19 protein-coding genes are annotated in these 20,973 nt (G+C 46.6%); 11 read left to right on the forward strand and 8 right to left on the reverse strand.

Annotation, left to right across the window (positions count from 1 at the left end):
• Nucleotides 1–436 precede the first annotated feature (436 nt).
• From NDJ01_RS08075 to NDJ01_RS08100, 6 genes are all read left to right on the forward strand, one after another.
• Complete coding sequence (locus NDJ01_RS08075) at nucleotides 437–3,391, forward strand: ExeM/NucH family extracellular endonuclease (RefSeq protein ID WP_258586530.1); 2,955 nt, start codon at nucleotides 437–439, stop codon at nucleotides 3,389–3,391.
• 175 nt (nucleotides 3,392–3,566) lie between these two features.
• Nucleotides 3,567–4,154, forward strand: a complete 588-nt coding sequence (locus NDJ01_RS08080; protein WP_005397690.1) for an aminodeoxychorismate/anthranilate synthase component II — start codon at nucleotides 3,567–3,569, stop codon at nucleotides 4,152–4,154.
• 361 nt (nucleotides 4,155–4,515) lie between these two features.
• Nucleotides 4,516–5,727, forward strand: coding sequence for an aspartate aminotransferase family protein (locus NDJ01_RS08085; RefSeq protein WP_258586531.1), 1,212 nt, complete (start codon nucleotides 4,516–4,518; stop codon nucleotides 5,725–5,727).
• 109 nt (nucleotides 5,728–5,836) lie between these two features.
• Nucleotides 5,837–6,856 carry an arginine N-succinyltransferase gene (gene astA, locus NDJ01_RS08090; protein ID WP_005397686.1) on the forward strand — a complete coding sequence of 340 codons (1,020 nt, stop codon included), beginning with the start codon at nucleotides 5,837–5,839 and terminating at the stop codon, nucleotides 6,854–6,856.
• A gap of 28 nt (nucleotides 6,857–6,884) precedes the next feature.
• A complete protein-coding gene (gene astD / locus NDJ01_RS08095) occupies nucleotides 6,885–8,342 on the forward strand; it encodes a succinylglutamate-semialdehyde dehydrogenase (protein ID WP_258586532.1) in 1,458 nt (485 codons plus the stop codon).
• A gap of 249 nt (nucleotides 8,343–8,591) precedes the next feature.
• Complete coding sequence (locus NDJ01_RS08100) at nucleotides 8,592–9,383, forward strand: DUF1338 domain-containing protein (RefSeq protein ID WP_005397681.1); 792 nt, start codon at nucleotides 8,592–8,594, stop codon at nucleotides 9,381–9,383.
• Nucleotides 9,384–9,528: 145 nt separating this feature from the next.
• Here the strand turns inward: NDJ01_RS08100 and crp are convergent, their stop codons facing one another.
• The 6 genes from crp to NDJ01_RS08130 all read right to left on the reverse strand — a co-directional run bounded on the left by crp (nucleotide 9,529) and on the right by NDJ01_RS08130 (nucleotide 15,141).
• Nucleotides 9,529–10,161: a cAMP-activated global transcriptional regulator CRP gene (gene crp, locus NDJ01_RS08105; protein ID WP_005381432.1), complete on the reverse strand. Its 633-nt coding sequence runs from the start codon at nucleotides 10,159–10,161 to the stop codon at nucleotides 9,529–9,531.
• A gap of 240 nt (nucleotides 10,162–10,401) precedes the next feature.
• On the reverse strand, nucleotides 10,402–11,271 hold the full coding sequence (locus NDJ01_RS08110; protein WP_005397679.1) for a phosphoribulokinase: 870 nt from the start codon (nucleotides 11,269–11,271) through the stop codon (nucleotides 10,402–10,404).
• A 124-nt stretch (nucleotides 11,272–11,395) separates the two neighbouring features.
• Nucleotides 11,396–11,608: a YheU family protein gene (locus NDJ01_RS08115; RefSeq protein WP_237309547.1), complete on the reverse strand. Its 213-nt coding sequence runs from the start codon at nucleotides 11,606–11,608 to the stop codon at nucleotides 11,396–11,398.
• 33 nt (nucleotides 11,609–11,641) lie between these two features.
• On the reverse strand, nucleotides 11,642–12,649 hold the full coding sequence (locus NDJ01_RS08120; RefSeq protein ID WP_046874535.1) for a hydrolase: 1,008 nt from the start codon (nucleotides 12,647–12,649) through the stop codon (nucleotides 11,642–11,644).
• Nucleotides 12,650–12,736: 87 nt separating this feature from the next.
• On the reverse strand, nucleotides 12,737–13,225 hold the full coding sequence (locus NDJ01_RS08125; RefSeq protein WP_258586533.1) for a TIGR02444 family protein: 489 nt from the start codon (nucleotides 13,223–13,225) through the stop codon (nucleotides 12,737–12,739).
• A complete protein-coding gene (locus NDJ01_RS08130) occupies nucleotides 13,222–15,141 on the reverse strand; it encodes an ABC transporter ATP-binding protein (protein WP_054868301.1) in 1,920 nt (639 codons plus the stop codon). Before NDJ01_RS08130 ends, NDJ01_RS08125 begins: the two co-directional genes overlap by 4 nt.
• Before the next feature lie 209 nt (nucleotides 15,142–15,350).
• Between NDJ01_RS08130 and kefG the strand changes: the two genes are divergently transcribed.
• From kefG to NDJ01_RS08155, 5 genes are all read left to right on the forward strand, one after another.
• A complete protein-coding gene (kefG, locus tag NDJ01_RS08135; protein ID WP_005397668.1) occupies nucleotides 15,351–15,944 on the forward strand; it encodes a glutathione-regulated potassium-efflux system ancillary protein KefG in 594 nt (197 codons plus the stop codon).
• Entirely contained in the window at nucleotides 15,928–17,724 is a 1,797-nt protein-coding gene (gene kefB / locus NDJ01_RS08140) for a glutathione-regulated potassium-efflux system protein KefB (protein WP_046874533.1), read from the forward strand. Before kefG ends, kefB begins: the two co-directional genes overlap by 17 nt.
• 33 nt (nucleotides 17,725–17,757) lie before the next feature.
• Nucleotides 17,758–17,958, forward strand: coding sequence for a YheV family putative zinc ribbon protein (locus tag NDJ01_RS08145; RefSeq protein WP_005381449.1), 201 nt, complete (start codon nucleotides 17,758–17,760; stop codon nucleotides 17,956–17,958).
• 92 nt (nucleotides 17,959–18,050) lie between these two features.
• Nucleotides 18,051–18,587, forward strand: a complete 537-nt coding sequence (gene slyD / locus NDJ01_RS08150; RefSeq protein WP_047010415.1) for a peptidylprolyl isomerase — start codon at nucleotides 18,051–18,053, stop codon at nucleotides 18,585–18,587.
• A 130-nt stretch (nucleotides 18,588–18,717) separates the two neighbouring features.
• Nucleotides 18,718–19,659, forward strand: coding sequence for an isoaspartyl peptidase/L-asparaginase family protein (locus tag NDJ01_RS08155; RefSeq protein ID WP_258586535.1), 942 nt, complete (start codon nucleotides 18,718–18,720; stop codon nucleotides 19,657–19,659).
• Nucleotides 19,660–19,741: 82 nt separating this feature from the next.
• Here NDJ01_RS08155 and NDJ01_RS08160 read toward each other — a convergent pair whose 3' ends face one another.
• Nucleotides 19,742–19,969: a SlyX family protein gene (locus tag NDJ01_RS08160; protein ID WP_005381455.1), complete on the reverse strand. Its 228-nt coding sequence runs from the start codon at nucleotides 19,967–19,969 to the stop codon at nucleotides 19,742–19,744.
• Nucleotides 19,966–20,952, reverse strand: coding sequence for a WD40 repeat domain-containing protein (locus NDJ01_RS08165; RefSeq protein ID WP_085344619.1), 987 nt, complete (start codon nucleotides 20,950–20,952; stop codon nucleotides 19,966–19,968). Before NDJ01_RS08165 ends, NDJ01_RS08160 begins: the two co-directional genes overlap by 4 nt.
• Nucleotides 20,953–20,973 lie beyond the last annotated feature (21 nt).

Below are 20,973 nucleotides of genomic sequence, written 5' to 3' on the forward strand. Positions count from 1 at the left end.
GAAAATTTTGAAGTATGAGGGTCATTCGTAAGAAAAAGCCGAGCGAATAATAGGTGACTTAAGTTTAGACATGGCTATAAAAATGAAAATCAAAGCTTTCTAAATTAGTGATTAATTATATTTTCATTTATAACAAAGTGAGCTTGGTTAATAAGCCACTTCACGAGCGATGTATTTTCTACTCCTTAACATGAAGTGAAAAAATAAACTGAGTAATTAATCTAAATTTTGATTTGTTTATCAATAGCGTTCTGTATTTATTACAAAAAATGTTTGAATGGGATGTTCTGGCATATTTTCTTACATTCACATGTGATTCATTTCACGGCTTTAATTGCTCATTCTTATTTATTTCATAAATAAACCTGATAGTAGACGCAAATGGTAGGCTCTGATCAGAGCTAAGTTTGCATTTACATAAATATCAGGTATGACAATGGACACGTTAATCAAACCCTCAATACTCGCACTAACCATCGCCAGTGCACTTAGCGCAAACGCGAACGCAGAGATTATTATTTCCCAGTATGTGGAAGGCGGCGCTTATAATAAAGCGGTCGAGATCGCCAATACAGGTGATACTGCGGTGACACTCACAGGCTATGAATTAGCAAAATCTTCGAATGGTGGCGGCTCGTGGGGCAGCACTCTTGATCTTAGTGACGTAACGTTACAAGCGAAGCAAGTGTATGTGCTTGCTCATGGCGATGCGAGCGAAGCAATAAAGGCGGTTGCGGATTACACTGATAAAAATGTAGCGAACTTTAACGGCGACGATCCGTTGGCACTTCTTAAAGATGGGGAAGTGCACGATATATTAGGTGTGATGGGGGACGTGGATTTCGCTAAAGACACCACGTTAGTTCGTAACAGTGATGCGCTTACACCTTCAACTACCTACCAATCCACTCAGTGGACAGCCTTACCTAAAGATAATATTGATGGTTTAGGAGAATTAAATACAACTGAGCCACCTGCGCCATTTGCTTGTGAAGTAGATGGACAAGAACCAGCCTTTACCACCATCCAAGAGATTCAAGGTGAAGGTGCTTCTTCTCCATTTATTGATGGCTACCCTTACATCACGACCGAAGATCACTTCGTAACTGGTGTGGTCAGTGCGGTAACAACAGGCTTAACTAAAGGCTTCTACCTGCAAGCACTTGAGAATGATGGCAACGACAAGACATCTGAAGGTTTGTTTATTCACACCGATGTTGCCGATACAGAGCTGAAAGCTGGTGATGTTGTTTGTGTGAAAGGGAAAGTACAAGAGTACTACAGCAACACTCAGCTTTCTTCTGATGCAAACAGTTATGTAAAAACAGGCACATCAAACGCCTCTTTGGTTACTCCGTTAACGATTAAGGAAGGGGAAACACTACGTGATGCACTAGAGCGTCATGAAGGTATGCAAGTTGAGCTCAGCTCGGCTAGCGAACTTTTCGTTACTCGTAACTTTTCTTACGATTATGACTCTCGACGCAACAACATGATGCTCTCTCATGAAGCGCCATTGTTAAAGCCGACTCAATTGCATGCAGCAGAGAGTGACGCTGCGGTTGCCCTTGCCAAAGAGAATGCGGCCAACCGTATTTACTTGGAATCGGATAGCAAAGCGCCAAATGGTCAAATCCCATATTTCCCAACGTTTGCACAAGATCTTGACCAAAATGGCTCTTCAGAGCAGCACATTCGCCTAGGCTCTCGTGTCGAGGGCCTGCAAGGTGTTGTGGCTTACAGCTACAACGAGTACCGCCTAATTGCGACCAATGAAGTTGATAGCAGCAACTTTGTCACGTCAGGTGATGACTTTGACGTTGCGCGTAAAGCGGCGCCAGCCATAGCCGATTCTGATTTACGAGTAGCGAGCTTCAACGTTCTTAACTACTTCACTTCAGTTGCTGACAGCGGGCACGACAACCCAACCGGGCAAAATCGTGGCGCGACAAACCTTGATGAGTTCTTGATCCAGCAAGCGAAAATAGTTTCAGCGATGAATAAGATGGACGCGGACATCATTGGCTTGATGGAAGTGGAAAATAACGGCTTTGGTGATGGTAGCGCTATCCAAAACTTGGTTGATGCTTTAAACGCTGAGATTGATGACGTGGAAGAGCATTACACGTATGTCGAAATCGAAGAGCAAGATAAATACCAAGAGGAATACTTTGGCAGTGATGCGATCATGGTGGCGATCTTATATCGTGCTAACGCAGTAACACCAAAAGAAGCAGCAAAAGTCATTGTGACGCCAGAGCAACACATTGCAGAGAACACCATTACTCGTAAAGAGGGCACAGAAAGTAACCCTGCTTACGACAAGTACCAACGCCATAGCTTATTACAGACCTTTACAGTGAAAGAGACTGGCGAAGATCTTTCAGTGGTCGTGAACCACTTTAAATCGAAAGGTTCTGAATGTATTGAAGAGTGGATTGCTGGTGTAGAAGACTCAGAACCCGCGGATCTGCAAGGTAACTGCAACAACTTCCGTGTTTCTGCTGCGAAAGTCGTTGGTGAAGCGCTGAAAGATATTGATGGCGATGTGCTCGTCATGGGCGATTTGAACGCTTACGGCAAAGAAGATCCGTTACTTACCCTCACTGATTACTCACAAGAGAAATACGGCCGTGATATCTACACTGCCGCTTACACAACCATTGGTGGCGGTGAGCTTCAAGTAGAGAAAACCAAGATTGAAAAAGGCTACGGTCTGCACAATTTAAACACCTTGCTGCATGGCGCTGATACGTTCTCGTACACCTATTCAGGCGAGTTGGGGAACTTGGACCATGCATTGGCAAGCAGCAGTTTAGCGCAAAAAGTGGTGGCGATTGAAGATTGGCACATCAACTCCCTAGAAAGTAACTTGTTTGAATACAGCAGCAAATACACGGGTGACATGCCGAAGTACAAAGATGCGTTCTCAGCGTCTGATCATGATCCAGTGATTATTGCTATTGATTTGCCAGATGATGATATCGATTTACCGAAAGCGGGTGAAAACTTAGCTATTGATGTACGTCTACCACCAACTGCGGTTGCGGGCGATATTGTGACAGTGAACTTAACAGCATCCACACAAGCGGCCGCGACAAGCAGTGATGCAAAAGTTTACTCGGCTAGCCAAACCTTGACTCAAACTGACATTGACGCACGCAGCGTGAATATTGAGTTTGAACAAGCGCCAGAACAAGGTAATTACCAGTTAGAAGAGAAAGTGACAGACTCGACAGGCAACGTCGTTAAGTTTAGCTCTGTTCGTGATGTTTCAATGACGCAAACCGAAACGGGTGCAGAAGGTTCGAAGGATTCAGATGGTGGTTCGTTTGGTTTTGGCGCGCTACTCGCGATGCTTGGACTTGGCTTACTACGTCGCCGCAACTAAGCCTTTGTCTCCTAAAATACAGCTGTAAAGACCAAAGGCCAGCCGATGCTGGCCTTTTTATTGCACAAAGACTTGCCTTTCTAGTTTGGTGTTGCAAAATACCGCCCTTAATTGTCGCAAACCAGACAATCATCTCTTAAGTCTTGCCTAAACGGATTGGAGCAGCTGACACTCTATGTTGTTGATCATCGATAACTACGATTCTTTCACTTACAACCTCTACCAATACTTTTGCGAGCTTGGCGCTAGTGTAAAAGTCGTGCGTAACGATGAAATCGACATTCAAGGGATTGAAGCGTTGAACCCAACTCACTTGGTGATCTCACCTGGACCGTGTACGCCAAACGAGGCAGGTATCTCTCTACAAGCTATAGAATACTTCGCTGGTAAGCTTCCAATATTGGGTGTTTGCCTTGGTCATCAAGCGATAGCGCAAGTGTTTGGTGGGGAAGTCGTGCGCGCCCGACAAGTGATGCATGGGAAAACGTCACCTATTCGTCACAATGGTCGCAGTGTGTTTAAAAACCTGAATAACCCACTCACCGTAACCCGTTATCACTCTCTCGTGGTGAAAAACGGTACGTTACCCGATGTGTTTGAACTGACCGCATGGACTGAGCTGCCGGATGGAAGTATGGACGAAATCATGGGTTACCAACATAAAACTCTGCCAATTGACGCAGTGCAGTTTCACCCAGAATCGATCAAAACAGAGCAAGGTCACGAGTTGCTCGCGAACTTTTTAGCACGTAAAGCGATCTGATCGCGATCACTTTTCTTAACAAATCATTCATCTTTTTGCCGAGGTGAGTGGATTGCAAAACTATGCGGTTCATTCTGGCCTCTTTGTCTATTCATGTCTTTTTAAACCTTCTATCCCCTGTATTACATAACATTTATAAAAAATCGCTTCTCTATTTTACTTTCTTGATGCATAAATAGTCATAAGCAGTGATTAATGGAAGTTGCTTTCGAGAACGAAAAGAATAAATCACTATTGAAATGGTTAATTAAATGTAAATACAATGCCGCAATAGCTTAAATGCAAAACATTATTTGCTGGCAAAGAGAGCCGGTTAAATTCGCTTATCTGCTACGCATGCGGTATCAAGAAGGAATGTGCAATGACAACGGAAATTAAAGTAGAGCGCGGTTTATTCGATGAGGTAATGGTACCTTGCTATAACCCGATGGAAATGATCCCTGTTAAAGGTGAAGGTTCACGTGTTTGGGATCAGGAAGGTAATGAATATATCGACTTTGCTGGTGGTATTGCAGTGAGCTGTCTTGGCCATTGTCATCCAGTAATGGTAAACGCATTAACAGAGCAAGCTAACAAGCTTTGGCACTTAAGTAACGTGATGACGAACGAACCAGCACTTCGTCTGGCGAAAAAGCTAACAGAAGTGAGCTTTGCTGAGCGCGTATTCTTTGCTAACTCTGGCGCAGAAGCGAACGAAGCGGCACTTAAGCTGGCACGTCGTTACGCTGCTGACGTACATGGCGCTGAGAAATCAGAAATCATCGCATTCAAACAAGGTTTCCACGGTCGTACGTTCTTTACCGTAACGGTTGGTGGTCAAGCGGCTTACTCTGACGGTTTTGGTCCTAAGCCTGGTGACGTTACCCACTTACCTTACAATGATATCGAAGCACTACAGGCACACATGTCTGATCGCACATGTGCGGTGATGATGGAGCCGCTACAAGGTGAAGGCGGTATCGTGCCACCAACGCCTGAGTTTGCTCAAGCAGTACGTGAGCTGTGTGACAAACACAACGCGCTACTGATCTTCGATGAAGTGCAAACCGGTAATGGTCGTACAGGTAACTTCTACGCTTACCAAGGTTTAGGTATTACACCTGATATTCTAAGCACCGCGAAATCACTCGGTGGCGGTTTCCCAATCGGTGCAATGCTGACTACTGCAAAATTAGCAGAGCACATGAAAGTCGGTACGCACGGTTCAACATACGGCGGTAACCCACTCGCGTGTGCTGTAGCAGAAGCAGTTGTGAACGAAGTTACTAAGCCTGAAGTGTTGGCTGGTGTGCTAGAACGCGAAGCGATGTTCCGCGAAGGTCTAGAGAAGATCAATGCTGAGTACAACATCTTCTCAGAAGTGCGCGGTCAAGGCCTATTGCTTGGCGCTGCACTGAATGAAGAATGGCAAGGCCGCGCACGTGATGTTCTCGTCGCTGCAGGCAAACAAGGTCTAATGGTATTGGTTGCGGGTGCCAATGTCGTACGTTTCACACCATCACTCGTTATCACACAACAAGAAATTGAAGAAGGCTTGGCGAAACTGGATAAAGCGATCGCGACTTTAGTTTAAGCGCGATATCAGTTTCAACGTCAACGCAGACACCCCCGTCAAGGATCTCTGATGGGGGAATTGTTCCTACAATATAGTTAGGATCTTCTTGCATCTGGAGGGAGTATTGATGCTAGTAGTTCGCCCTATCGCGATGTCGGATTATGACGCGCTGCACACTTGTGCGGTGGAGTCTGGTCACGGATTTACATCTCTACCGGTTAACGAAGAACTGTTAACCAATCGAATCAAACACTCAGAGTACAGCTTTGGTAAGCCAGATGTGGCAGAACCAGGTGATGAAGGCTACCTGATGGTCGGCTTTGACTCTGAAACGGGTGAGGTTGCGGGTACCACCGGAATCGAAGCATCTATCGGCTGGGATGTCCCATTTTACTCGTATCACATTAGTAAAGTGGTGCACTCGTCACCAAAGCTTGGCGTCAATAATGTCGTCAAACTGCTTACTTTTGGTAATAACTACACGGGTAACAGCGAAATTTGTACCTTGTTCTTGCGTGAGAAATTCCGCCAAGGTCTGAATGGTCGTCTAATGTCGAAGTGTCGTTTCCTCATGATGGCTGAGCACCCAGAGCGTTTCTCTGAAACGATCTTTGCGGAGATGCGTGGTGTTTCAGACGACGCAGGCAACTCGCCGTTCTGGCAATGGTTGCAAGAACATTTCTTCTCCATCGATTTCACGCTTGCGGATTACCTCACAGGTATCGGCAAGAAAGGCTTTATTGCTGACTTAATGCCGAAGCTGCCTATTTACATCAACCTGTTGAGTCCAGAAGCGCAAGCGGTCATTGGCCAAGTGCATGACAATACTCGCCCAGCATTAAAGCTGCTTGAGCGTGAAGGCTTCACTAACCGTGGCTACGTGGATATTTTCGATGCGGGTCCAACCGTTGAATGTGACTTACGCAATATTGAATCGGTACGTCACTCGTTCCGTGCGCAAGTGAAAATTGCACAACATAGCAGTACGCAAGACTTCTTGATGTGCAACTCATCGTTCGAAAACTTCCGCGCAGCAGTCACCAAAGCGGCGTATGACGCTGAAACACAAAGCGTCATGATCGCACCAGACGTTGCGGATGCACTTTTGGTTGAGGAAGGGGATTTTGTTCGCCTTCTTCCGCAGTAACAGACGACAGAATTTAAGGATAGAAACAATGACACATTGGATTGCAGGTGAATGGGTACAAGGTCAGGGTGAAGCATTTACGTCTCTGTCACCTTACAACCAAGAAGTGATCTGGCAAGGCAACGGTGCAACGGCAGAGCAGGTGAATCAAGCGGTATCTGCAGCGCGTGAAGCGTTTATTGACTGGAAAAAACGCCCATTTGCAGAGCGTGAAGCGATCGTGTTGGCTTTTGCTGAGAAAGTAAAAGAGAACAGCGAGAAAATCGCCGAAGTCATTGCCAAAGAAACTGGTAAGCCAATTTGGGAAACGCGCACTGAAGCAGCGGCAATGGCAGGTAAAATTGCAATCTCTATTCGTGCTTACCATGACCGCACCGGTGAAGCGAGCCGTGAAGCGGCGGGCAACCAAATTGTGTTGCGTCATCGCCCACTGGGCGTGATGGCGGTATTTGGGCCATATAACTTCCCTGGTCACCTACCAAATGGTCACATTGTGCCTGCGTTACTAGCGGGTAACACCGTTGTGTTCAAGCCATCCGAGCAAACGCCTTGGACTGGCGAGCTAGCTATGAAACTTTGGGAAGAAGCAGGTCTGCCGAAAGGCGTGATCAACCTTGTCCAAGGTGCGAAAGAAACCGGTATTGCGCTTGCTGATGCGAAAGGCATTGATGGCGTACTGTTCACGGGCAGCGCGAACACGGGGCATGTATTGCACCGTCAATTTGCGGGTCAACCAGGCAAGATGTTAGCACTAGAAATGGGTGGTAATAACCCGATGGTGATCTCTGATAAATATGGTGATTTGGATGCCACGGTGTACACCATCATCCAGTCAGCGTTTATCAGTGCTGGTCAACGTTGTACATGTGCTCGTCGTTTGTACGTGCCATTGGGTGAGAAAGGCGATGCGCTTATCACCAAGCTCGTCGAAGCGACACTCAATATTCGCGTAGACCAACCATTTGCAGAGCCTGCGCCATTTATGGGGCCGCAAATCTCCGTTGCCGCAGCCAAGTTCATTCTCGATGCACAAGCGAACCTACAATCACTTGGTGGTGAAAGCTTGATTGAAGCTAAAGCAGGAGAGGCGGCGTTTGTTTCTCCGGGCATTATTGATGTAACGAACATTGCTGAGCTACCAGATGAAGAGTACTTCGGTCCACTTCTGCAAGTGGTGCGTTACGAAGGGCTAGAAAAAGCCGTAGAACTGGCGAATGACACGCGCTTTGGTCTCTCTGCTGGTTTAGTTTCAACTGACGACCAAGAATGGGAATACTTCGTTGACCATATTCGTGCTGGGATCGTGAACCGTAACCGCCAGCTCACAGGTGCAAGTGGTGATGCGCCATTTGGTGGTCCTGGTGCGTCAGGTAACCTACGTCCAAGCGCCTATTACGCAGCAGACTACTGTGCGTACCCGATGGCATCAATGGAAGGTCACGAGACTATCCTGCCAGCAACATTAAGCCCAGGTGTGGCGCTATAAGTTTTAATAACAGAGTCGCAACCATGTATTGGGGCTCACCTTGCCGGCGAATCATTTAGGTATGGGTTGTAGTGATCGTTGGCAGAACACGGAAAGTGAGCAAAGACTCGGAAAAGCGTGTTGACTGACTGGCATTTACCGTCACAGGTTGATGGCTGCTCGTTCATTATTCTGGACAACTTTTCGTTGTGAGCGAGCAGTCAACTTCCGCTTACCTTTTAACTCTACATCTCGTAACAAGGAGTCGTTATGACGCCCGATGTGTTATTTGAATCGCTATGGCAAGATTACATTCAACGTCTTTGCCCCTCAGCTGCGAAAGTACATCAGCTGCTTCAAGAAGATGAGCCTCTGATTAATGATCATATAGCTTTACGTACCTTCAATATTGCGCCTCTTGGTATCGAAACCTTAGCTAAACCATTTGTAGCCATTGGCTACCAGGCATGTGGTGACTACGTTTTCGAAAGTAAAAAGCTGGTTGCTAAACACTATGAGCACCCTGATCCGAAGCAACCTAAAGTCTTTATTAGTGAGCTAAAAGTTGAGGAGTGTTCGCCTGAGCTGCAAGAGATTGTGAAAAAGCTGGTGGCACAAGTCGATGCAGGCAAGCTGAACGATAGCGCATTCTTACATGGTGGACGCTTGTGGGATTTAAGCTTTGCTGACTACCAAACGTTGGCTAAAGAAAGTGAGTATGCATCTTGGTTGGCTGCGCATGGTTACGGCGCAAACCACTTCACGGTGAGCGTTAACCAGCTCAATGAATACGAAGAAGTGAAGCAAGTAAACGATCACTTACGTACGGCCGGATTTACCATCAATGAAAACGGCGGGGAAGTGAAGGGCACTCCTGAGGTGCTACTAGAACAATCATCGACCATGGCGGATAAAGTGGCGGTTCGCTTTAGCGAAGGCACTGAAATTATCCCTGGTGGCTTTTACGAGTTTGCTAAGCGCTACCCGATGGAAAATGGTGAGCTGTACCCAGGTTTTGTGGCGGCTTCAGCGGACAAAATCTTTGAAAGTACGAATGGCTAACTTTTAGGGTTAACCTTTCGGCTAACCAACTTGCTCATTAGTCTTTTGTTGCTCTGAGCTTAATGTGGTTACAAGACAAATAAAAAGCCACCAATGTCGCCATTGGTGGCTTTTATAATTTTGTTCGCGTCACTCTGGTTTGAGATTAACGAGTACCGTAAACCACGATAGTTTTACCGTGCGCAGAGATTAAGTTCTGCTCTTCTAACATTTTCAAGATACGACCTACTGTCTCACGAGAACAGCCAACGATTTGACCGATTTCTTGACGAGTGATCTTGATTTGCATGCCGTCTGGGTGAGTCATTGCGTCTGGTTGTTTTGCAAGGTTCAGAAGCGTCTGAGCGATACGACCAGTTACGTCTAGGAACGCCAGGTCACCCACTTTTTGGCTAGTTACTTGAAGACGACGAGCCATCTGCGCAGAAAGGCGCATTAGGATGTCTGGGTTTACTTGGATAAGCTGACGGAATTTCTTGAAAGAAATTTCAGCAACTTCACAAGGAGATTTAGCACGAACCCAAGCTGTGCGCTCTTGGTCTTCCTCGAATAGACCAAGTTCACCAATAAAGTCTCCTTGGTTTAGGTAAGAAAGGATCATCTCCTTACCTTCTTCGTCTTTGATAAGAACCGCAACAGAACCTTTAACGATGTAGTACAAAGTTTCTGCCTTTTCGCCCGCGTGAATTAGCGTGCTCTTTGAAGGGTACTTATGAATATGACAGTGTGAAAGAAACCACTCTAATGTTGGGTCGGTTTGAGGTTTACCTAGAACCATAATATCTCACTTCCTCTGCAGGGTACGCTTGCGCTATCCATATTTTAGCTAAGCCTGAATTAGGCCTACTAGAATAAGAGCACTTTTTATATGCTGCAAGCTCTCTTGTGTTTCGGTAAGAAATAGTATCCTTTTTCGAAAACGATTTCTTGATTTTAATCGTGCCATGATTGAGATTTTGTAAGCAAAACTGTGCACATGATCACGGTATGAAAAGTAAACATCTTCGCAGGCAGGTTTTTAGCCAATTTTCCCTGTTTCGATGAGCTGTTGTAGGATAGGCCGAACTATGAGCTCCATTGCAAAGCTCATCTTACCGCCTGGCACGACAATCGTGTTGTGGCGTGACATGAATGAGCCATCAATCATAGCTAGGAGATATGGGAAGTCGACTTTCTTTATCCCACGCAAGCGAATCACGACAAAGCTCTCATCCAGGCTTGGGATACCTTTCGCGTTAAGTGGGTTAGAGGTATCGACCGTTGGAACGCGCTGAAAGTTAATATGAGTGCGAGAAAATTGCGGAGTGATGTAGTTAAGATAATCGTCCATCGAGCGCACGATAGAATCCATTACTGCTTCTCGTGAATGACCGCGGTCACGAGTATCACGCACAAACTTTTGGATCCACTCTAAGTTTACGATTGGTACCATACCAATCAAGAAATCCACATGCTGCGCAACATTAACATCGCCATCCACAACACCGCCGTGCAAGCCTTCATAGAAGAGAACGTCACTGTTCTCCGGTAAGTCTTGCCACGGTGTGAAGGTACCAGGCATTTGATTATAAGGTACGGCCTCGTCAAAGGTGTGTAGGTAGCGACGTACGCTGCCTGCGCCATCGTGACCATATTTACGGAAAAACTCTTCCAATCCTGGAAAGTCATTAGCTTGAGGGCCAAAGTAGCTAATGTGTCGACCTTGCTCGCGCGCTTTACGGATTTCTATATCCATTTCAGGGCGAGTAAAGCGATGGAAGCTGTCGCCTTCAACCCATGCGGGTTTAACGTTCATCATATTGAACATCTTACGGAAGGCTTCAGATGTAGTGGTCGTGCCGGCACCGGATGAACCAGTAACCGCAATAATTGGGTGTTTAGCTGACATGACAAACCTTGTCGAAAATTACTTACCTGTAATGTGCAGTAGGCTGCTACTGCACGGTCGATAACCCACTATAGCACGTAACAATGCCTTGTCATTGAGTGGGGTACGGTAAAATGTGAAGGGTCTAAAATTTTGTTTTTACCTGAATATCGACGGTTTCGTGCAGTTCAGAGAACACGATAACCGCTTCGCCTTTTTCTAATTGAGTTTTTACTTGGTCCACTTTGTCTTGCAAAGAAATCTCGACGGTTCCGTAATCCGTGCCTTCACGTAAGACGAATTCACGAATTAAGTTTTCCAATGTGTCTGGCGCAATGTCTTGCCATGGAATGATCATAAATACCTCGAACTTTTATGATGAGCGGCTAGTTTACTGCTTTCGCTGCTTGGATACAGCAGAAAGGTAATCTGCGGCAATACTTTCGTAATACGCTGGCAGCGCTTCTTCCAACCAAAATTTCGGTTTGAGCGCTGAACCTGTAAGGAAACCAACATGCCCACCGTGCTCAAAGAGACGGTAATCAATATTATCTGGCAGAACAAATTTCGGGATCACATCGTCAGTCATGAATGGATCGTCTTTGGCGTGAATGATCAGTGTCGGTAGCGTGATCTGTTGTAATTTACTTAAGCCAGAACATTGATCGTAATAATCTTGTGCGTCTTTAAAACCGTGCAGTGGTGCCGTGATCAAATCATCGAATTCATACAATCGTGTGACACGTTTTATTGAGTTGTAGGACAAAGCGAGCTCGCCATGCAACAAGTGATGTTTTTGCAATGCGTTGCGTTTGAGTGAAGAGAGTAGGTAACGGCGATACACTTTCGAAAAGCCTTGTTCAATACGGTTCGCACACGCTGCTAAGTCTAAAGGTGCTGAGATAATGGTCGCCGCATTCAAAATGGGGTGGTCTTTGTATTGGGCTAAATAATTCGCCAACATGTTACCGCCAAGAGAAATGCCAACCGCAACTTTGGGGTTATCAGGAAAGCGTTGCTCAAGGTGCTCTAAGAAGTGGCGAGCGTCAGTCACTTCACCAGAATGATAGGCGCGAGCTTTCTTGTTTGGCTTACCGCTACAACCGCGGAAATGCATCATCACCGACAGCCATCCGGATTGAGCAAATGCATTCATTAGGCCATTGGCGTAAGGGCTATAGAAGCAGCCTTCTAGTCCATGAAATAAAACAAAAATCGGCTTTTTTTGCGCAGGTTCTTGGGTTGGGTCCTCGCTCCATGCGAGATCGAGAAAGTCTCCATCGGATGTATCGAGGGTTTGCCAAATCGGCGTAAACAACGCTTTTTTGCGAATAAAACGCGGTAAAAGCGTTTGAAGATGCGGGTTTTTGATCCCGGCGGCTGCGAAAAATTGTGTCATACCTAACTGCTCTTATGCGGTTCTTCGGTGTCAGTTGAAGAACTTATTAATATAATCCTTTATAAAGATTATAGGTATTCTACAGATTTATGGGCGTTTTGGTGGGTGAATGTTTGGCACCGGAATAGCAAAGGCCTGTTGCAAATGCTCACCACCAAGTTGACGACAGTATCTCAGCGTGAGTGGGGCGCCATCATTTTTGACCAGCGTGAGCGAGTTAATGCAGTTCACCAAATCCGCTTGTTGCTGCTTTTCTAGTTGCAGCTCAAACTGCAAGGTTTCACGATATAAAGCGTCATTGACTTGAGACTTAAGATGGCGACGTAAGTCGCGAAAAGAGTGCAGTAAGGTTTCGCTTCGGCCCAGACAGCTTTGTACCAGAGGCCAGTCTTTTTCTTGGAAAATGAGTTGCTGCTCATCGAGCCATCTGAGCAGCAGGAGTAGGTTCACGTTGCCGTGATAATTGTTCTGTAATAATAAACACGCTTCTTTCACTTCTCGCACACCATAAAACTGCAGACTGAACTGCCAAAGGTGTTCTAGGGTGAGTGTGTATTCAGCGTGTTGATTACTCATTGATTAAACTCTAGCTCCATCTGCTCCAGTTCTTCCTGAGCAGACATCCATTCCATTTCAATTTCTTCGAGCTCTGCCTTACTAGAAGCTTGAAGAGCCAGCACTTGGTTAAGTTTAGCTTTATTTTCGGCTTCATACAGTGAGTTATCTGCCAATTGTTCTTCAGCTTCGGCCAGTGCAGCACCTAACTTATCCATTTTATTTTCTAATTGTGTCAGCGTTTTGCGAATTGGCGCCGTCTGCTTACGAAATTCTGCATCGCGACGTTTCTGCTCTTTTTTCGCTGCGGCGCTGTTGGCGCTATCTTTGGCTGGCTGTGTGGCTTGTGCCTCTTTGCGTTCCGCTCTTTGTTGCTCGGTTAACCACTTGTAGTAGTCGTTTAAGTCACCATCGAACGGCGCAACTTGACGATCGTGCACCAAGTACAAGTCATCGGTTGTAGCACGCAATAGGTAACGGTCGTGCGAAACAATCACCATTGCACCTTCGAACGTTTGCAGTGCCATCGTCAATGCCTGACGCATGTCCAAATCCAAGTGGTTGGTTGGTTCATCAAGTAGCAACAGGTTTGGCTTTTGCCACACAATTAAGGCCAGCACTAAACGGGCTTTTTCACCACCCGAAAACGGCGCGACGCTCTCCAGTGCTTTGTCTCCTTGGAAGCCAAAGCTGCCTAGGTAATCACGTAGCTGTTGTTCGGTTTGATCCGGCGCGATCTGCATCATGTGTTGCAGCGGCGTTTCCTCTGGGTGCAACGTTTCTAATTGATGCTGGGCAAAGTAACCTATTTTTACGCCTTGTGAGTAAGTCAGATCGCCACCTTGCGCGTTAAGCTCACCAGAGAGCAATTTGATCAAGGTCGATTTACCCGCGCCATTACGGCCGAGTAGACCAATGCGACTGCCAGGAACCAAGTTCAAGCGGATCTTCTCTAAGATCAGGTTGTCACCGTAGCCTGCCGATACTTCATCCATCATCATGATTGGGTTTGGCAGCGCCGCGGGCTCACGGAATTGGAAGCTAAATGGGTTATCGAATTGAGCGGGTAACACTTTCTCCATGCGCTCCAAAGCTTTAATACGGCTTTGAGCCTGGCGTGCTTTAGAGGCTTTATAACGGAAACGGTCGATGTAGCTTTGCATGTGCGACATCTGTTTCTGTTGCTTCTCGAACATCGCTTGCTGCAGCACCATTTTTTGCGCTCGTTGGTTTTCGAACGACGAATAGTTACCCGTGTATTCGTTCAATTGTTGGTTTTCGATGTGAATAATACGGCCAACAATTGGGTCAAGGAAGTCACGGTCGTGCGAGATCAGGATCAGTGTGCCTGGGTAGTTTTGTAGCCAACGTTCAAGCCACATCACTGCGTCTAAGTCCAAGTGGTTGGTTGGCTCATCGAGTAGCAATAAGTCAGAACGGCACAATAGCGCCTGGGCTAAGTTAAGGCGCATACGCCAACCACCTGAGAATTGAGTCAAACTCCAACTCATTTGCTCTTGGCTGAAACCTAAACCGTCGAGCAATTCTGCCGCGCGAGCGCGAATGCTATAACCGCCGATGGTTTCAATTTTACCGTGGATCTCGGCAACCAAGGTGCCGTTGTCTTGTGCTTCCGCTTCAGCCAACTGCTTTTCGAGCGCTCGGTACTCGCGATCACCATCAATGACGTATTCCAGTGCAGTGCGCTCTAGCGCAGGCGTTTCCTGTGCGACCCAGGCCAACTCCCAATGTTGAGGTTGGCTAAATGAGCCTGCATCAATCGACAGTTCATCTTTCAGCAATGCAAATAGCGTTGATTTACCGCAGCCGTTTTTGCCCACAAGGCCGACTTTATCGCCAGGATGGATAGTCGCTGAAGCTTGATCTAAAAGAGGTTTACCGCCACGCAGTAACTGAATATCAGAGAAGGTAATCATAAAGTTTTCATTCACTTTGCGCAGTGCGCGTTGCTTGGTTACATAGCGAAGTGGTTTCAATCGTTTTTAAAGCCACTTGGGTATATATCTAGCGGTGAATAGTAGGGGTATTGGCCGGAAAAGTCGATTGATTCGCTTTAATTGCATTATGCTGTACAAAAAAGTATAACAATTTGATAACGGATAAAAATAACCACAAGGACGACCATTTGGCTGTTGCACCGTCTATTCTCCCAAGAGTTCTGGTCATTTATGCTCATCCAGAGCCACATAACTCGATTGCTAATCAAGTGATGATTAAAAAAGCTCAGTCGCTTGAGCACGTCACTGTGCACGATCTTTACGGTGTTTACCCTGACTTCTTTATTGATGTGAATTATGAACATGAGTTGTTGCTCACGCATGATGTGATCGTGTTTCATCACCCGCTTTATATGTATTCATGCCCAGCCCTGTTAAAAGAGTGGTTGGACCGAGTGCTGGGCAAAGGTTTTGCTTTTGGCGGAGGTTCGGCGCTGGAGGGAAAATACTGGCGCAGTGTGATTACAACGGGGGGGAAAGAAGAGGCCTTTAGCGCGAAGGGGTACAACAAATATCCATTAGAGCAAATCTTACAACCGTTTGAACTGACGGCCGCCTTGTGTCAAATGCACTGGATTGAACCTTTGGTGTTGTATTGGTCGCGTAATGTCTCGGATATTGAGCGGTATGAGCACGCCGAATTGTATCGTCGGTGGTTGAACAACCCACTTGAAAACTGGGAAGCAACAGACCAAGGAGGTCAGTATGGCGATAACCAGTGAGTTTCTTCAAAGTAGCGTGGTCTTTCTCTCGGCTGCGGTTATCGCGGTGCCGATTGCTCAGCGTCTCGGACTTGGCTCGGTTTTAGGTTATTTACTTGCCGGTGTGTTGATTGGCCCTTGGGGTCTTGGCTTAATCAGTGATGTTGATGCTATTTTGCACTTTGCTGAACTTGGGGTCGTGTTGTTACTGTTCTTGATCGGCCTTGAACTAAATCCTAAAAAACTGTGGCAAATGCGAGGACCGATTCTAGGTTTAGGCGGCGCGCAGGTGGTGGTTACGACCGCCGTGCTCGGCAGTGTCGTCAGTATGTTCGGCGTAAGCATGCAAGTGAGTTTGGTTATTGGGATGGGGTTGGCGCTGTCCTCGACGGCAATTGCTCTTAAAGTGATTGAAGAGCAAGGGCTCAATGGCACCGAAACGGGTCAGTCTGGTTTTGCGGTATTGCTCTTTCAAGATATTGCCGTGATCCCAATGTTGGCAATGTTGCCCTTGCTTGCTGGCGGGCAGAGTGGCGGTAGTTGGTTGGATGTCTTCACGGTATTAGGCAGTGTGGTGGCCCTGTTGATTGGTGGTCATTTCTTATTGCGTCCACTGTTTCGTTTTGTTGTGATGAGCGGCGTTCGTGAGCTCTTTACCGTCGCCGCACTATTGGTCGTGCTTGGGATTTCTGTCGTGATGCAAAAGCTCGGGCTTTCTATGGCTCTAGGGACTTTCTTAGCCGGCGTTCTGCTGGCTGAGAGTGAGTATCGACATGAATTGGAAATCGCTATCGAGCCGTTTAAAGGTTTGTTGTTGGGGTTGTTCTTCATCGCGGTTGGCATGGCGGTAAATTTGGGGTTATTGGCATTACACCCTTTAGAGATTCTGGGCGCGGTGGTGGCTTTGGTCGTGGTTAAGGGCTTGGTTTTGTATGCATTGGCGAGAGCTGCCCGTGTCGGAGCTAAAGCGAGAAGCCGTATGGCCGCGATTTTAAGCCAAGGTGGTGAGTTTGCCTTTGTCATATTTACCGCAGCGAGCCAAGAGGGCATTTTATCCAAAGAGCAAGTAGCGTTTTTGTTGGTGGTGGTCAGTCTATCCATGGTGACGACACCACTTTTGCTGATGGGACAAAAAAAATGGTTTGCTCATACCCTGAATCAAGAAGAAGAGGGCATGACCACGAAAGTAGTGGATCGTCGGCCACGTGTGATCATTGCAGGCTTTGGACGTTTCGGTCAGATCGTCGGACGTTTAATGTATGCCAATAAAATCAAAGTGACGGTATTAGAAAGTGATGCCAGCCAAATTCACCTACTGCGCAAGTATGGTTACAAAGTGTTTTATGGCGATGCTACCCAAATTGATCTTTTGCGGGCTGCTGGCGCAGATAAAGCAGAAGCATTGGTCATTTGTACCGATTCACCTGATGAGGTGATGGCCATCGTTGATATCTGCCGCGTGCACTTCCCGAAACTTAAGTTGCTAGCTCGAGCAAGAAGCCGTGTCGAGGCGTATCAGTTAATGAGCCACGGTGTTGAGAATTACTCTCGTGAAACATTTTTAGGGGCATTGGATCTCGGTCGTCAAGCGCTCGTAGAACTTGGTATGCACCCTTATCAAGCAAAGCGGGCAGAAGCACATTTTCGTAAGTTAGATAATGCTATGCTTAAGGACTTATTGCCTCAGCACAATGAAGATAAGAAATTGGCTCAGAGAGCGAAAGAGGCACGCAAAGAGCTAGAAGAAATTTTTGGTCGTGAGATGGAGAGCGACCATCAGTCACCTAATCATTGGAAGTAGTACTTGAGCCAAGACTCAAGCTAAGGAAATAGCGTGAAAATCAAAAAACGTTTTATTGCCGGCGCTAGCTGCCCAAATTGCAGCCAGCAAGATACCCTGCGCTGGTGGATTGAAAATAATATCGAGTTAGTTGAGTGTGTCGAGTGTGAATTTACTGAGCAGCGTAAACCGCAATCTGTAGAGAAAAATAAACACTCAGATCAGGAAATGATCGGAATTTTTAAGCCGGAATAATTGAACTTCGATAATTGATCCCCATAATACACCCAGATATCTCAGTACTTAACCCCATTCAGGTTAAGTCAATTAATCTCCCTGGAGTTAGTATGAAAATTGAAAAGAACGTTGTTGCAAGCCTTGCATACAAAGTAATGTTGGAAGACGGTGTAGTTGTTGATCAATCAACAGCAGAAGCGCCTCTAGATTACCTTCACGGTCACAACAACCTAATCACTGGTCTTGAAAAAGAGCTTGAAGGTAAAGTGGCTGGCGACAAGTTCTCAGTAACGGTAGCTCCTGAAGAAGCTTACGGCGAGCACAACGATGCGCTAGTACAACGCGTTCCTGCGGACGTATTCCAAGGCGTTGACCAAATCGAAGTGGGCATGCGCTTCCTAGCTGACACTGACCAAGGTCCAATCCCTGTAGAAGTAACAGAAGTTGACGGCAACGAAGTGGTTGTTGACGGTAACCATATGCTAGCTGGTCAAACACTAACTTTCGAAGTAGAAGTTATGTCTACACGTGAAGCAACAGCAGAAGAGATCGAACACGGTCATATCCATCAAGCTGGTGGCTGTGGTCATGACCATGATCACGACGATGAAGGCTGCTGTGGCGGCGGTAGCTGTGGTTCTCACTAATCACAAGCTTCTTTACTAGATAGTTTTATCTAGTAAAGCTTTGCAAAGCGCAAGTTGAGGTTTCAACTTGCGCTTTTTGTTTATCTAAGGTGAAGTGCATAGAAGAAAAGAACAACTCATGGAAAAAGCGATGACAAAACCTTTCTCGATTGCGATTCATGGTGGCGCAGGCACCATTTTACGTGAACAGATGAGCAATGAACTTCAGCAATCCATCTTGGCTGATTTGGAAGCGTCGGTAAAAGCTGGCTATCAAATTCTAAAGAAAGGCGGCGACGCTTTGGATGCGGTTGTGGCTGCAGTAAAAGTATTGGAAGACTCGCCTAACTTTAATGCGGGTAAAGGCTCGGTGCTGACCAACAACGAAATGGTAGAAATGGATGCCTCTGTCATGGATGGTCGAAACCAAGCCGCAGGCGCGGTCGCTGGTGTTCGTCATATCAAGAATCCAATTGAGCTCGCTCGTGACGTAATGCGAAACAGCAATCACGTGTTGTTGGTGGGTGAGGGCGCAGAGAAGTTTGCTTTTGAACAAGGCCATGAGTATACCGAACAGGATTACTTCTTTACTGATCGCCGTTATGAGCAGTTGCTGTCTATGCGTGAGAAAGGGCTGTTTGCTTTGTCGGAATCTCGCTACCCAGATGATCGTAAACATGGCACCGTCGGAGCCGTAGCGTTGGACCAACAAGGTAACTTAGCAGCTGCAACCAGCACGGGTGGCGTAACGAATAAGCAATACAATCGAGTTGGGGATTCGGCTTTGATAGGCTGTGGCACGGTGGCCGAAAATGGCGTTGTCGCAGTTTCCACTACGGGTGTCGGCGAGTTCTTTATTCGTAAACGTGTCGCAGAAGACGTCGCCGCGCGGATGCGTTACTTACAAGAAGATATTCATACGGCTTGTGAGCATATTATTCAGGGGGAACTGAAAGAGATGGGCGGCGAAGGCGGTTTAATCGCAATTGACGCGCAAGGTGAGCTGCACTTTGCGATGAACAGCTCTGGCATGTACCGAGCTGGCATTAATACGCAAGGCGAGCTGAGTGTTAAAATTTACGCCGACGAATAGCTTCCTCTTGAGTGCCTCTTAAGTAATCAATACAACAAAGCCCAGAACACGTTCTGGGCTTTATGCTATTTGAGCCTGCATTTTAATAATGCGGTGGTGGGGTTTCTTCTGACGGATCGGCTAAATTCGACGAGTCCATATTTTTTACTTTACCTACCACATATTTCATCTGATCGAGCATCTTGGTAATTTGCAGTTGCTGCTGCGATAAGGCACCGTTCAGATCTTCAATAGTCTGTTCTTGGAACGCCAGCTGACATTCTAAGTCATTAATGCGTGCTTCCAATTGCTGAATGATTTTTTCTGTCATGATCCGTTCTCTAACTGCCAAGCTTGGGCAATACCTGCTGAAGTAGCAGTAATTACGCGTTGTTTTGAATCAAAGGCTGCATCATACACGACCGCACGGGGAGGGCGAGTGTCTTTTTTGGGCTCCACTTCAAATCCACTCATTCGTTGTCCGGTTTGAGTATCCCATATTGAAACGCGGCCAGAAGGCGTTCCTGTCACTAACTGAGTTCCGTCATCAGAAAATCGCGCAGTAGAGAAGATCAATTGGCGCGACCAACTGCTCAACTGTGTGACTTCTTGTCCAGTTTTTAAATCCCAAATTACCGCTTGGTTTCCGCCATCGGATGTCATTGCTAACTTGCCATCTCGTTGCAGGGCAACACGAACAACCCGTTGTTCATGTTCGAAGGTCCGCAGCACTTGTCCGGTTTCGGTGTCCCACAAATACGCTTTGTAGTCATTACCACCAGTCAGTGCGAATCGGCCATTAGGAGAAATGGCGACGGAATTGACTTTTTCACGATGCGCAAGGAACTCCAAGCGACGTCCGGTGACTAAGTTGACGTAAATTGCTTTACCGTTGGATAACCCGAGCAGAACTTGCTCACCGTTACTGGTGATATCAACGTCGCGAATGAGCGCATCAGAAATAGACCAAAGGCCTTCGGATTGCGTCCAACCTAAGTCCCAAACTGCGAAGTTCATTTGGCTTGCTGTGACTGCATAGCGACCATTGTCTGAGATACGAATATGGGATACCACGTTGGCATCGGCATCGAGCTCACCCAGGTTGGCTAGTTGTTCATTTTGCTCTAGGTCCCACAACATCAAATGGTGTTGCTGAGAATAGAGCAGAGCAAATCGTCCATCTCTGCTAAGTGCGAAGCTCGTCGCACCCTGAGGTTCTATCGGCCAACGCTGCACTTCACGCTCGGCGAAAAAGCAACCATTTAACGTGGTGATGACAATTAAATATAGGAATAAATGAGAAATTCTTTGCATCACATCTAATAATCCGGTTTG

The organism is Vibrio sp. HS-50-1 (assembly GCF_024747315.1).
In the GTDB taxonomy this organism is placed as follows: Bacteria; Pseudomonadota; Gammaproteobacteria; order Enterobacterales; family Vibrionaceae; genus Vibrio; species Vibrio diabolicus.